Origin of the sequence: Streptomyces griseofuscus (genome assembly GCF_014673495.1) — a bacterium.
Taxonomy (GTDB): domain Bacteria; phylum Actinomycetota; class Actinomycetes; order Streptomycetales; family Streptomycetaceae; genus Streptomyces; species Streptomyces murinus.
Map to the genome: position 1 here is coordinate 4,203,906 of NZ_CP051006.1, position 13,902 is coordinate 4,217,807.

The following is a 13,902-nucleotide window of genomic DNA, read 5'->3' on the forward strand; positions in this document are numbered from 1 at the left end:
CTTCGCCTCCACGAAGAGCCTGACCGGCAGCGAGAACGGCGGAACGTAGCGGAACTGCCCGAGCGCGTTCGCCTGGTGCCTCCAGCAGATATCCACGCAGCGCCGCCTCGGTGACCATGCCCAGACTCCAGGCACGGGCGGGGAGCCGCCTGTCAGCGGGAGGTGCCCTCGCTCTCGGTCCCGGTGGCCCGGATGATCGCCGATTCCACCGCTGCCACCCTGTCCGCCAGTACCGTCAGCGCCGCGACCGCGCGGGTCAGGGGGTCCTGGTCGGGGCCGCCGAGGGTGCGGGTGCGGATGTGGGCGGTCTTGATGTCGGTCCAGCGGGCCGCGCGGGTGGTATCCAGCTCGCCGCGCAGTTCGGCGAGTTTGAGGAGGTTGACCTCGGCGCCCGTGGTCAGGGTCTGGGCCTCGGCCGTGTAGTGGTCCTGGACGACGGCCTCGCGCTCGGCGGTGTTCATGACCGGGCGCAGCCGCTGGGCGATCTTGTTCATGTCGCGGTACGAGCCCTGGAGGCGGAACGGCGGCTCGGTGCGGGCGTCGGCGGACTGGGCGGCGGAGGCGATGTAGGCGGCGTTGACCGTGAGGATCGTGTCGCGGACGGCGAGGACATGGCGCAACAGCGCGAGTACGGAGTCGAGTTCGGTGGGCGGCAGTGCGGCGGACAGCCGGTCGGGGCGGGCCGTCGGGTCGCCCGCGGCCAGCCGGACCAGCAGCTCCAGGTCGGCGCGCTCGCGGGCGGCGAGGGGGGCGAGGACCGGGTTGGCGGTCAGGGCGTTCTCCACGAAGCTCAGCGCGAAGACGTCCTCCTTGCCGGTCAGGACGTCGCCCAGGTTCCATACGTCGGCGCGGTTGGCGAGCATGTCGGGAATGCGGAACCGCTCCCCGGACTCCGTGTACGGGTTGCCCGCCATGCACACCGCGAACCGCTTGCCGCGCAGATCGTAGGTGCGGGGCTCACCGTTCCACACGCCGTCCACGCGCCGGGTGGCGTCGCAGAGCGGGATGAATTTCTGGAGGAGTTCGGGCGAGGTGTGCTGGATGTCGTCCAGGTGGAGCAGGGTGTTGTTGCCCGCCGCGAGCGCGAAGTTGATCTTCTCGATCTCGCGGCGCGCGGTGGCGTCCGGGGCGTCGGCCGGGTCCAGCGAGGTGACGGAGTGACCGAGCGCCGGGCCACTGATCTTGACCAGCATCAGGCCGAGCCGGTCGGCGACGTACTCCATGAGCGTCGTCTTGCCGTAGCCGGGCGGCGAGACCAGCAGGAGCAGGCCGCCGGTGTCGGTGCGCTTGCCCGCGCCGGTGGTGCCCAGCTGGCGGGCGAGGCTGTCGCCGATCAGCGGCAGGTAGACCTCGTCCACCAGGCGGTTGCGGACGAACGACGGCATCACCCGGGGCCGGTGATCGGCCAGGCGCAGCCGTTCGCGTTCGGCCGCGAGCAGCGCGCCGCGGCGGCGCTGGTAGGCGCGGAAGCCGGGCATGTCGTGCGCGGTGTGCCGGGCGGTACGGGCCAGGAACTCGTCCAGGCGCAGCTCCAGCCGGCCGCCCGCCACCCGGGGGTGAGCGCCGAGGAGGCCCTCGACGGTCGTGGTGAGCCGGGCGTCGCCGTCGTAGCGGGGCAGCTCGGGGCACAGTTCGGCGGCGACCGCCTCGGCCAGCTCACCGGGGGCGGCGGCGCTGCCACTGGCGTCGGCGTACGCGGTCAGCCAGGCCTCGACCACCTGGCGGCGGTCCCGCAGTTCGGTCAGTCCTTCCAGGTCGCGGCCGTAGTCCGAACCGGCCAGCGCCTGGTGGAACTTGTCGAGCAGCGCGCGGGCGGCCCCGCCGAGCACGAAGTCCTCGGGGCCGGTGCCGCCGGTCAGTTCGTCGAAGAGGTAGGCGGCGGCCGCCTCCGCGGACCAGCGGTCGAAGCCCCGGTCCGCGCTCTCGCGGGCGTCGGAGGGCTCCCACTGACCGAGGGCCGCCGCCAGCTCCGCCACCAGCTCCCCCAGTGCCGCCGTCGGACCGAAGGCGTCGCGGGCGCGGGCCAGGGACACGGCACGGCGGCTCCAGGCGGCACGGGCCGCCTCCGTGGTGCCGTGGGTCCAGAAGAGCTGGGCCCGGGCGCGGGCCGCGGGCTCGTGGCGCAGGGAACCGGCGGCGTCGTACAGGGGCAGCAGCGCGGTCAGGATCAGGGTCGCGTCATGGTCGTGGACACCGCGCTCGTAGCCCTCGTCGTACGACTCCTGCGCCACCCGGCGGACCAGGCCCGGCAGGTCCTCGGCGGCGGCGAGGGCGGCCGGGCCGTGCTCGCCGAGGAGGCGGGCGGCGAGGTGTTCGGCGCGGTAGACCTCGGGGGACTCGGAGGGCAGATGCCGGTCCCAGTAGGGGCGCATCGAGACGAGGTCGGGGTCGGTGACCGGGGCGCGGTAGTCGGTGCCGGTGACCGCGAGGGCGAGACCGTCGGCGGCCGGCACGAGGGCGAGGTCCAGCGGCTGGGTGTTGACGGCGAAGCGGTGGCCGCCGAGCAGCAGGGTGCGGCCGTCGTCGGCGTACAGGTCGCCGCGGTCGCGCAGGGCGCGTGCGGCGTCCTGCCGGGCGGCCTTGAGACGGCCGTCGAGTTCCTCGGCGCGCACGCTGTCGCCGAGGTCGCGCAGCTCGCCGGCGGTACGGACGATCTTGGCGACCAGCGGGTCGGAGGCGAAGTACGCGGTGACCGCGTCGGCGTCGGCGAGCCCCGCCGCGCGCCGGGCCACCGTCTCCAGCATCCGCCCGGCCGATACGGCCAGTTGCTCCGCCCGGCGGGCCCGGACATCGGCGAGGGACTGCTTGCGGGCGGCGAACGCCTCGTAGATCTCGGTGCGTCTGCCCGCGAGTTCGGTCAAAAAGTCGTCGAACTCGGCGAACCGGCCGTCCAGGTCCTCCAACCGGGCCAGCACGGAGGCGAGTTGGTCGTCGCAGGCCTCGGGGGTGGTGGCGTCGGCGAGCGCGGCGGTGACGGCCTGGGCGAGCAGGGCGGTCTCGGCGGCGAACTCGGCGCGGCCCTCCTGGTCCTGGAGGGAGCGGCGGCGGGCGCCGAGGGTGGCGCGCGCCCGGTTGACGCCGCCCAGGACATCGGCGATCCGCTCCAGTACGGCGGTGCGCACGGTGGCGTCAGCGATGTCGAGGCCGGTGACCACCTCGGTGACGGTGCGCAGCCCGTCCGCCAGCTCGTCCAGGCGCTCGGTGACGGGCCCGGCGTCCGCGACCGTGCGGATCGCGTCCGCGTCGGCCACCAGCCGCTCCACCTCGGCGCGCTGGGCGGTGAAGGCGTCCTCGCGGGACAGGAAGGTCACCGCGCGCCTGCCGAACGCGGCCAGGTCGGACTCCGCCTCGGCGGCCAGCGCGGCCACCCGCTCGGTGTCCACGTGGCGCAGCTCGCGCAGGGTGAGCAAGTGGCCGTGGGCGCGGCGGAGTTCGGTCAGTCCGCGTACCCAGGCGGCGGCCTCGCGCGGGGCCTCGCCGCGCAGCCGGCGCACCACGGCCGCGATCCGCTCGGCGGCCTCCTCCAGCGCCTCGGCGGCCCCCCGGGTCAGCTCGCGCACCGTCTCGAACTCGGCCAGCACCTGTTCGGCGGTCTCGCGGACGGCCGCCAAAGGCTCCTGGACGGCGCCGAGTTCGGGGTCGGCCAGCCAGTGGTGGGTGTCGGCAGCGCGGACGCACGCGGCGGTCAGCGCGCGGTAGCCCTCGCCGGTGGTGATGCCGTCGGCGACCAGCCGGGCCACGGACAGGCAGTCGGCGAGACCGCGCACCAGGTCCGCGTTGCCGACGCGGGCGAGCGGGCCGGTGCCGGTGCGCAGGGCGGCGGCATGGGTGTCGGAGACGTACGGCGAGGTCCACCACTGCACGGGATGCGTGTGCGCGGGCTCGTCGCCCCCGGCGCGCAGCACGGCGAGCGCGCCGTCCTCGAACAGCGCCCAGCCCTGGCAGGGCAGCGGGGTGGCGACCTCCTTGCGCAGGGTGTTGTACGACAGCAGGAGCGTGCCGCCGCCGGAGCGGTCCCGGAACGCGTACAGCACGTCCTCGCCGTTGGGCGCGCGGATCTCCTGTTCGAACTCCAGTCCGGTCACGTCGAGTTCGTACGCCTTGTGCTGTCCGCCGGCCAGGCAGTAGCCGCCGGGGAAGACGACGCCCTGCTCCTCGGGCAGCCGCCGGCACGCCTGGCCGATGCCGTCGAGGCGGACGACCGCCCGGGTCAGGGCGTTGAAGACCAGATAGCGGTCGGTGTCCTCCTTGTACGGCCGCACGCGCAGCAGCGTCAGGGGGCCGACGCTCGCGTACGCCACGGCGGCGTCGGCGAGGGACTGGAGGGGCTCCGCGACGGGCTCGGCGTACAGCCGGGTGCCGTCCTCGGCGCGGACAGTGAGGGTGCCGCCGAGGGCCGCGACACCGAGTCCGCCGGGTACGGCGACGTACGGCTCCCGGCCCAGCACATGGTCCGCGCGGCCGGTGCCGGTCCAGGTGACGTCCTGGGCCGGGGGTACGACGTCGTCGCGCTCGCCGCGCGCGTCCAGGAACTCGGCGCGGCCGTCCTCGGTCAGGGTCCAGCGCAGCGCGCGGATGTCGTCGGCCTTCTCGCCGGTGCGGAACACCGCGAGGAGACGGCCGTCGGTGCGGCGCAGACGCAGCAGGTGGGCGTCGCGGTAGTAGCGGGTCAGGGCGGTGAACTCGCGGACGAACGCGGGGTCGTCGAGGAAGCCGCCGTCCTCGGGGAGGCGGTTTCCGGCGCGGTCGTAGAGGGCGAGGACGGGTTCGCTGCCGCGCGCCCGGCTGCCGAAGAGCAGCTTGTCGCCGACCGCCACGATGTCCTGCCGGAGACTCGCGTGGGGGGTCTTGAGATTGGCGGTGGAGGCGAGTTCGAGGCGGGTCGAGCCGAACTCCTCGGCACGGCGGGCGTTCAGTTCCTCGGCCCGCCGTGCCAGTTCGGCGGCGTGTGCGGCCAGCCGGTCGCGGAGGACGTCGTACGTTCCGGCGTCGACGGTCTCGGTGGCCATGATCGCCCTTCGTGATTCAGCGGGGTTCGGATTCGCCGTAGGGGTGCGGGATTCGTCGCGGACTGCGGGTGCGTCGTGGCTGATCGCGCCCACGCGGCGGAGCCGCATATCGATACGGCCCCGCCCCTAAGGGGCGTTCGCCTCAGTTGCGGGCGGCACCGTTCAGTGACGCGACCGGCGTGTCCGCCAGCCCCAACTCCCCCGCCTTCTCCAGCAGCTGGCGGAACTGGGACGCCTCCGCGCCGCCGCCGTTCATCAGTTTCATCAGCAGGGCCGACACCGTCAGGTTCTGGATGTCCGCCGTGCCCACCGAGCCGAGCACCCGGCTCAGGTCATCCGTGAAGCTGCCAGACCCGTCCAGCCACGGCTTGGCCAGGGTCTGGGCGGTGCGGGAGTTGGCCACGAAGCCGTCGACGCCCTTGCCGAAGGACACCGCCGAGACGAGCCGGTCGAAGAAGACGGACTCCCCGCCGACGATGTCGATGTCGGCGTTCTCCAGACCGGTGGCCAGCACCGTCGCCTGCGCCTCGGCCACCTTCCGCTGGGTCTCCAGGCCGGCCAGCCGGATCTCCTTCTCCGCCTGGAGCCGCAGCCGGTACTCCTCGTGCCCGCGCGACGCCTCGTCCAGCGCGGCCATCGCCGCCGCCTTCTCGGTGAGCCCCGCCGCCTCGGCCTTCAGCTTCTCGCCGATACCGGTGGCCTCCGCCAGCGCCGCCGCCTTCGTGCCCTCGGCCTCCGCGAGCGCCTTCGCCCGGGCGCCCTCCGCCTCGGCCCGCAGCCGCGCCTCCGTCGCCGCGGCCGCCGCCTGCGCGCCCTCGGCCTCTGCGAGACCCCTGGCCCGCGCGCCCTCGGCCTCCGCGAGCGCCTTCGCCTGGGTGCCCTCGGCCTCCGCCCGCAGCCGCGCCTCGGTGGCCTCCGCCTCCGCGCGCCCGGCCTTGACCGTGACCTCGGCCTCCTTGTCCCGGACCTGCACCGCGGCGAGCCCCTCGGCGGCCGACTCGGCCTGCACGCCCTCCGCGAGCCGCAGCTTGGCCCGCGCGTCGAGGTCGGCGGTCTTCAACCGGGCCTCAGCCAGCGTCAGTTCCTCGGCGGCCCGGTGGGTCGCGGCCTGCTCGGCGGCCTCCGCGGCCTTGATGTCCTTGACCAGCTTCTCCTGCGCCTCCGCCTCGGCGGCGATGACCAGGGCCTGCCGCTCGCGCTCGGCCTCCTCGACCACGCGCAGCTTCTTGATGGACTCCTCCTGCTCGGCGACCGTACGGTCCACCGCGACCCGCTCCCGGATGACCTCGGCGATCTCCCGCTTCTCCGCCTCGACCTCCTTCTCGGCGGAGATCTGGGTCAGCTGCGTCTCCCGCTCCCGGGCGATGACCTCCAGCAGGCGGTCCTTCTCGATGCGCTCGTTCTCCACCGCGATGACCCGCTCGCGGTTCTTCGCGGCGACCGCGATCTCCCGGGCCTGGTTCTCCCGCTGCACCCCCAGTTGCTCCTCGGTGCGCAGGAACGCGGTCTGCGCGCGCAGCCGCTCCTCCTCCATCACCCGGGCGGTCTCGGCCTCCTCGCGGGCGCGGGAGGTCTCGATCTCCCGCCGCTGCTTGATCTCGGCGTCCGCCTGCCGGCGCTCCAGCTCCAGGATGGCCTCGCGGGCGTCGACGTCCTGCCGGGTGATCTCCTTCTCCTCCGTGCGCTTGGCCTCGTTGGTGCGCACATGCTCGACGGCGGTCAGCTCGGTGATCTTGCGGATGCCCTGCGCGTCGAGGACGTTGGCCGGGTCCAGCTGGGTCAGCGGCGTCTGCTCCAGATAGTCGATCGCGGCGTCCTCAAGGTGGTAGCCGTTGAGGTCGACACCGATCAACTCGATGATGTGGTACCGCAGTTCCTCGCGCTTGGTGTACAGGTCGGTGAAGTCCATCTGCTTGCCGACGGTCTTCAGCGCCTCGGAGAACTTGGCGTGGAACAGCTCCTGGAGCGTGTCCTGGTGGCTGGCCCGCTCGGTGCCCACGGACTGGGCGACCTTGATGACGTCCTGGACGGTCTTGTTGACCTTGACGAAGAACAGGATCCGGATGTCGGCACGGATGTTGTCCCGGCAGATCAGCCCGTCCCTGCCGGAGCGGCTGATCTCGATGGTCTTCACCGAGATGTCCATGACCTCGGCCTTGTGCAGGATCGGCAGCACGACCTGTCCGGTGAAGGACACATCCACGCGCCGCGTCTTGGAGACGATCAGGGCCTGGCTCTGGTCGACCTTGCGGTAGAGCCGGGAGAACCCGAGCAGCAACAGCACGGCGATGATCACACAGGCGGCGACGAGCACGCCGAGGGCTTCCATGGCATACGTCCTTGCGTCAGACGGCGGGTCGGAGCTCCCCCGAGGCGCCGGTGCGGGGCATCCCCCCGCGATGCCCCGCACCGGAACCCTCCGTAGTGCTCCCCGCAGAGGATGGTGCGGCCCGGGGGACCGTTTCCGCATTGCCGGTTTCCGGCAGTCTTCACTACTGTCTGCGTGCCGGAATCGCGCTAGGAAAGCGTCACCGGCGCGTCAAGATCACGGGGGAACGGGGCAGGGTGAGCGAGCAGGGGATATCCGGGCGCTATCTGGACGGCTTCGCGGGGGTGCTGGCCGAGGTCGCGAGCACCGGCAGACGGCTGACCCGCGAGGAGCTGAGGACCCGTCGGGCGCTGGGCGAACAGGCCGCGGAGGCGGGGCTCGGGCTGCGCGCCCTGGTCGTCGCGCATCTGGCCGCGGCCCGCGGCGCCTGGCCGGTGGGACCCGGTTCGGCCGAGAGCACCCTTGCGGCACTGGCCGCCGTGGAGCAGGCCGTGGATGTGTTCGCGGAAGGCTATGAGCGCGCCCAGCGGCTGACGGTACGCCGGGAGGAGGCGGCGCGCCGGGAGTTCATCGACGATCTGCTCTACGGCCGCAGCGACCTGGGAAGGCTCGCCGAGCGCGCCGAACGGTTCGGGCTGCGGCTCTCCCGCGCGCACGCCGTCGCGGTCGCCGAGGGCGCCCGGTCCTACGGCGAGGGCGACGCCGTCGCCCGGCGGGTGGAGGCCGAGGTGCTCGCCCGCTTCGACTCCCACAGCATCCTGCTCACCACCAAGAACGGCCGGCTGCTGTGCGTCGCGCCAGGCGACACCGACGAGGTCCTCACCTACTTCGCCCGGCAGGCGTCCGCCGCCACCGAGGGCGGCCGGGTGGCCATCGGGCGCCCGCAGACCGGCCCCGGTGGCGTCGTGCAGTCGTACGAGGAGGCGCTCGCCGCGCTGGAGATGGCCGAGCGGCTCGGGCTGCCAGGTCCGGTGCTGCACGCCGCCGACCTGCTGGTCTACCCGGTGCTCGCGCGCGACCGGCAGGCGATGGCCGACCTGGTGCAGCACACGCTGGGCCCGCTGACCGCGGCCCGGGGCGGCGCGGTGCCGCTGCTGGAGACCCTGGTCGCCTATTTCGACTCCGGCTGCGTGGCCGCCGAGGCCGCGCGCCGGCTCTCGCTGAGCGTGCGCGCGCTCACCTACCGTCTGGAGCGCATCCACCAGCTCACCGGCGCCGACCCGGCCGACCCCGCGCACCGCTACATGCTCCAGACCGCGGTGATCGGCGCCCGCCTGCTGGACTGGCCCGAGCGGCCGCTGTGAGGGACACAACCCCCGCCGTGCGCACGGGACATGAGGGGAGGGCGCGATGAGCCGCGCCACCGAGGGGACCAACCGGCGGATGCTGCGCGCCCGGGACACCATGGACCGCGACTACGCCCGGCCGCTGGACGTCCCCGCGCTGGCCCGCGTCGCACATGTGTCACCGGCCCACTTCGCGCGCACCTTCCGGGCCACCTTCGGCGAGACACCGCACCGCTATCTGCAACGCCGCCGGGTGGAACGGGCGATGTACCTGCTGCGCGAGAGCGACCGGAGCGTCACGGACATCGCCTTCGAGGTCGGCTTCGGCAGTCCGGGCACCTTCAGCCGCACGTTCCGCGACATCGTCGGCAGCTCGCCGCGCGCGTACCGAAAGGAGGCGGTGGCCGCGGCGGTGCCGACGTGCTTCACGATGGCCTGGACCCGTCCCGCCTGAGCAGTTTCGGATAAGTTCTCGCGCCGTCCGCCCGCTAGCGTGGACGTCATGTTCAACGCGATCACACAGTCCCAGATATACGTCCTCGACCAGGACGAGGCCCTCGACTTCTACGTCGGCAAGCTCGGCCTCGAGGTCAGTGCCGACGTCCCCCTCGGCTTCATGCGCTGGCTGACGGTCTCCGTCCCCGGTCACCCCGAGCGGCAGATCCTGCTGGAGAAGCCGGGCGCCCCCGCGATGTCCGAACAGACGGCGGAGCAGGTGCGCGAGCTGATCACCAAGGGCGTCATGGGCGGCTGGCTCATCTTCACCACGGACGACTGCCGGGGCACCTACAAGACGCTGCTGGACAAGGGCGTGGAGTTCACCGAGGAGCCCACCGAGCGTCCCTACGGGATCGACTGCGGGCTGCGCGACCCCTTCGGCAACCGCATCCGCTTCACCCAGCCCAGGGCCTGAGGCCCCGCCCCGGCGCGTCCCGGCCGGGCTACCGCGGCGGCTCCGGGCGCGCCCGGCCCGGCTCCGGGGCCTCGTCCCGGGCGGCGCGCGCCGCCAGGACGTCGCCGATGAACAGGTCGTACACCAGGACTCCGATGACGCCGCCGACCAGCGGGCCCACGATGGGGATCCACCAGTAGCCGCTGAACGACCCCGCCAGGCTGCCCGGGAAGGCCAGGCTCCCCCAGCCCTCCGCGTACGTGAGCAGCCGGGGGCCGAAGTCACGGGCCGGGTTGATGGCGTAGCCCGCGTTGGCGCCGAAGGACATGCCGATGGCGGCCACGATGAAGCCGGTGATCAGCGGGGCGAGGTTGGACTGCACGGCCTGGTTGCGCAGGTCGATGATGGCCACGACCAACATCACCAGGAGCGCCGTACCGACGATCTGGTCGATCAGCGGACCCCAGATTCCGCCGTGGAAGTACGCGGCGGGGAAGGTCGCGAAGATGGAGAACGAGGCGTTCGTATGCCCGTTCACCTTCGGGCCGGGGGCGGCGGCGTCGTACGCGCCGATCGCCTGGTGGTAGACGAGGTACACCAGCGCCGCGCCGGTGAAGGCGCCGACCAGCTGCGCGAACCAGTACGGCAGCACCTTGACCCAGGGGAAGCCCCGGCGCACCGCCATCGCCAGGGTCACCGCGGGGTTGATGTGGGCGCCGCTGACGCCGCCGGCCACATAGACGCCGAAGACGACGGCCATCGCCCAGCCCCAGGTGACCAGCAGCCAGTCACCGGCGGCGAGGAAGATCGTGGTGGGCGTTTCGGCGCGGCCCGAGCCGGGCAGCGCGGCGACGGCCATCGCGACGACACCGCAGCCGAAGCAGATGAGGACGAACGTCCCGAGGAACTCCGCCAGGCACTCACCCAGCAGGCCGCCCCTGGCCCGTAGTTTGGAGGGCTTGATGAGCGACGGAATCTCGACAGCCATGAAAGGCCCCCTTGGAGAGGAGCAAAACGGCCAACGTCCCCATATTGGCTCACAAATACTCTTCACGCAGGGCGGGCCGAGGGGCCGTCACCCGTTCGCGGGAGGCGTCAGCGGCTGTCGAGGTCGTCCGCGAAGTGCCGGAACCCGTGCCGCTCCCGGTGCATGCCCCACAGCATCTCGGCGAGCACGGCGGGGTCCTTGCGGGCGTGGCCCGGGGTGATGGCGCCGGGGACGACGAGTTGGGCGACATGGATGCCCTCGGCGGCGAGGCGTTCGTGCAGCAGATGCCCGTACGCACTCTGCGCGGCGAACGCGACGGACGTACCGGTCCGCTCGACCTGGGGCACGGCGGCCGTGCCCCCGTTCACGAACAGTATGGTTCCGCGCCCCAGGGCCCGCATCCCGGGCAGTACCTGCTGTACGGCCGCGACGGGGCCGTACACCGAGAACTCGATGGGCCCGGCCAGCTGCCGGTGGCCGGTCTCCAGGACGGGCCGCATGAAGTCCTTGTGCGGCACCGGGCTGTACTGGAGCACCTCGATGGTGCCCAGCTCCCGCGCGGCGTCGGCGAGGGCGCGGGCCAGCCGTTCCGGTTCGCGGACGTCGGCGGGGAAGGCGCGCGCGGTGACGCCGTCCTCGGCCAACTCCCGGACCAGCGCCTCCAGCCGGTCGCGGGCACGGGCGACGAGGGCGACGGCGTACCCTTCGCGCCCGAACCGCCGGGCGACGGCGGCGCCGAGTCCGGGACCGGCGCCCACGATGGCGACAACGCTCACGTCCACCATCCGTACCGCACGCCGGTCCTCCCCGCACCCCGGACCGGTGGCCCGGCCGTCAGGCCATCCAGAAGAAGACGGCCGTCATGCGCTTCTCCTCCAGCGTGGCGCCGGTGTAACCAGTCGCGCTGTGCACGAGGTTGGCGTTGTAGAGCAGCAGGCGGTTGTACTTGTGCGGGACGCGGACGTCCTCCTCGAAGGCGTCCGGGGCGACGAAGCGGGTGCCGAGGGCCTCGACCAGGTTGGTGTGCGGGGCCTGGACGACATTGCCGCCGAGCCGGCCGCCGGGCAGGTGCTGGCGGTAGAAGCTGGTGCCGCAGTCCTTGGGGACGCCCGGGTTGAGATACAGCACGGCCGCGTACCGGCACAGCGCGCGCGAGTCGGTGTGCGGGCGCGGCCGGCTCTCGCCCGCGCCGACGACCTGTACGCAGTTGTGGTTGAGCGTGCCGCCGCCGGGCGCCTTCTGCACCCACAGCTCCTTGGCGCCGGTCGCCTTCTTCACCAGCCGTTCGATGACGGCGAGTTCGGCGGGTTCGAGCCCCGGCATGGCGCGCAGGCCCGGCCACGTCTCGGAGGTGTACGGGTAGCCCTCGACCCAGTCGTCCTTGGCCAGACAGCGCGCGCGCACCGCGTCCACGTCGGGCAGGACGTCGTCCAGGACCCAGTAGTCGCGGCCCTTGGTGGGCTTGCGGTAGGGCAGCACGGGCAGCGCGCCGGGGGCGCTGGCCGCGGGCATCCTGGGAGGTGGCTGTGGGGGCATGCGGCGAATCTAGGCCCGCGTTCTCCCCGCCTTCTCCCGAGGACAGGTCAACGTTCCCCCAACCATGTGTCATGTACACCAAACGGCGGCAATGAGGCCGGCCACCGGGTGACCGGCCCCTTCGTCCCGCCGGTCAGCCCAGCCAGACCGTCGTGTCCGGAGGCAGCGTCCCGTCCCCGGGCAACGGCCCGCTGCTCAGCAGTACTTCCCCGGCGGGCACCGTCACCGCCGCCGTCCCCAGGTTGGCGACACACCGCCACCCCTCGCAGCGGCTGAAGTCCAGTACGTCTTCAGGGGAGTCGGTCGACCAGATGAGCGACTCCCCGTCGAGCAGCTTGCGGCGCAGACGCAGCGCGGTGCGGTACAGCTCCAGCGTCGAGCCCTCCACCCCGCTCTGCGCCGCGACGGCGTACGCCGCGAAATCGGGCGGCTGCGGCAGCCAGGCACCGCCGGGTCCAAAGCCGTACGACGCCCCGTCCGCCGTCCACGGCAGCGGCACCCGGCATCCGTCACGCCCCTTGCGGACATGCCCGGTCTGCTCCCAGATCGGGTCCTGGAGCACCTCGGTGGGCAGATCGGCGACCTCGGGCAGCCCGAGCTCCTCCCCCTGGTAGAGGTACGACGCCCCGGGCAGCGCCAGCATCAGCAGGGTGGCGGCCCGGCCCCGGCGCAGGCCCGCCTCCCGGTCGACCGCGGGCGCGTGACCGCCGGACAGCAGCCAGGCGCCGGGGTCGGTGCCGGGCGGGAGCATCAGCCGGGAGTGGTGCCGTACGACGTCGTGGTTGGACAGCACCCAGGTGGCGGCGGCGCCCGCGGCCCGCGCGGTGGCCAGTTCCTCGGTGATGACCCGGCGCAGCTCCTCCGCGCTCCAAGCGGCTTCCAGATACTCGAAGTTGAACGCCTGGCCGAGTTCGTCGGGCCGGGCGTACAGGGCGCGGCGGGGGCCCGGGACCCAGGCTTCGGCGACGGCGCTGCGCGGTGGCCGGTAGGCGTCGAAGACCTTGCGCCAGTCGCGGTAGATCTCGTGCACCTCGTCGCGGTCCCAGTAGGGGTGGTCGCCGGGCGGGACACGGAGCAGCGCGGTCTCCCCGGAGGCGCCGATGCCGCCGATGTCGCGCAGCGGCTCGGTCAGCTCCTTGGCCAGGCCGTGCGCCACGTCCACGCGGAAGCCGTCCACGCCCCGGTCGGACCAGAACCGCAGGGTGGTGCGGAAGTCGGCGCGCACCTCCTCGTTGTCCCAGTTGAGGTCGGGTTGCTGGGCGGCGAACAGATGCAGGTACCACTCGCCGTCGGCCACCCGGTGCCAGGCGCTGCCGCCGAAGACGGACTGCCAGTCGGAAGGCGGGAGTTCACCCCCGGCGCCGCGGCCGGGCCGGAAGACGTACCGCTCGCGGGCGGCGGATCCGGGACCGGCCCGCAGCGCCTCCTGGAACCACGGGTGCTGGTGCGAGGTGTGGTTGGGCACCAGGTCCACCACGACCTTCAGACCGAGCCGGTGCGCCTCGGCGACCAGGGCGTCGAAGTCGTCCAGGCTGCCCAGGCGCGGGTCGACGTCCCGGTGGTCGGCGACGTCGTACCCCCCGTCGGCGAGCTCGGACGGATAGAACGGGCTCAGCCACAGGGCGTCCACGCCGAGCGCGCCGAGATGGTCCAGGCGCTGGGTGATGCCCTTGAGGTCCCCGAGCCCGTCCCCGTCGGCGTCGGCGAAGCTGCGCGGATACACCTGGTAGATGACGGCCTGCCGCCACCAGTCGGGGTTCCTGGAGGAGAGGTCTGCCATACGGGTTCCCTTCGGTACGAAGGACGAAGCGGACGCGACGTAGAGAATCTGTCCACATTGCCCGGAAAGAGAACCTTGGAAA

General features: G+C 72.9%; 9 protein-coding genes. 3 read left to right on the forward strand and 6 right to left on the reverse strand.

Going from position 1 to position 13,902, the window contains the following annotated elements; translation table 11 throughout:
- Positions 1-152 precede the first annotated feature (152 nt).
- Both HEP81_RS18685 and HEP81_RS18690 read right to left on the reverse strand, forming a co-directional pair.
- Entirely contained in the window at positions 153-5,009 is a 4,857-nt protein-coding gene (locus tag HEP81_RS18685) for a DNA repair ATPase (RefSeq protein WP_051849787.1), read from the reverse strand.
- Positions 5,010-5,151: 142 nt separating this feature from the next.
- The gene (locus tag HEP81_RS18690) at positions 5,152-7,338 is read right to left on the reverse strand and encodes a flotillin family protein (protein WP_037650154.1); all 2,187 of its coding nucleotides are present in this window, start codon (positions 7,336-7,338) and stop codon (positions 5,152-5,154) included.
- A 236-nt stretch (positions 7,339-7,574) separates the two neighbouring features.
- Here HEP81_RS18690 and HEP81_RS18695 point away from each other — a divergent pair, with 236 nt between their 5' ends.
- From HEP81_RS18695 to HEP81_RS18705, 3 genes are read left to right on the forward strand one after another with little or no spacing between them, the layout of a single operon-like run.
- On the forward strand, positions 7,575-8,642 hold the full coding sequence (locus HEP81_RS18695) for a PucR family transcriptional regulator (RefSeq protein ID WP_037650157.1): 1,068 nt from the start codon (positions 7,575-7,577) through the stop codon (positions 8,640-8,642).
- Positions 8,643-8,688: 46 nt separating this feature from the next.
- Positions 8,689-9,078, forward strand: a complete 390-nt coding sequence (locus HEP81_RS18700) for a helix-turn-helix domain-containing protein (protein WP_037650160.1) — start codon at positions 8,689-8,691, stop codon at positions 9,076-9,078.
- Positions 9,079-9,126: 48 nt separating this feature from the next.
- A complete protein-coding gene (locus HEP81_RS18705; RefSeq protein WP_037650163.1) occupies positions 9,127-9,537 on the forward strand; it encodes a VOC family protein in 411 nt (136 codons plus the stop codon).
- 28 nt (positions 9,538-9,565) lie between these two features.
- Here HEP81_RS18705 and HEP81_RS18710 read toward each other — a convergent pair whose 3' ends face one another.
- The 4 genes from HEP81_RS18710 to HEP81_RS18725 form a co-directional block, all read right to left on the reverse strand.
- On the reverse strand, positions 9,566-10,504 hold the full coding sequence (locus HEP81_RS18710; RefSeq protein WP_037650165.1) for an MIP/aquaporin family protein: 939 nt from the start codon (positions 10,502-10,504) through the stop codon (positions 9,566-9,568).
- 107 nt (positions 10,505-10,611) lie between these two features.
- On the reverse strand, positions 10,612-11,289 hold the full coding sequence (locus HEP81_RS18715; protein WP_037650167.1) for an SDR family NAD(P)-dependent oxidoreductase: 678 nt from the start codon (positions 11,287-11,289) through the stop codon (positions 10,612-10,614).
- A gap of 49 nt (positions 11,290-11,338) precedes the next feature.
- Complete coding sequence (locus HEP81_RS18720; RefSeq protein ID WP_037650169.1) at positions 11,339-12,040, reverse strand: DUF6445 family protein; 702 nt, start codon at positions 12,038-12,040, stop codon at positions 11,339-11,341.
- A gap of 133 nt (positions 12,041-12,173) precedes the next feature.
- Complete coding sequence (locus tag HEP81_RS18725) at positions 12,174-13,820, reverse strand: glycoside hydrolase family 13 protein (RefSeq protein ID WP_037650173.1); 1,647 nt, start codon at positions 13,818-13,820, stop codon at positions 12,174-12,176.
- Positions 13,821-13,902 lie beyond the last annotated feature (82 nt).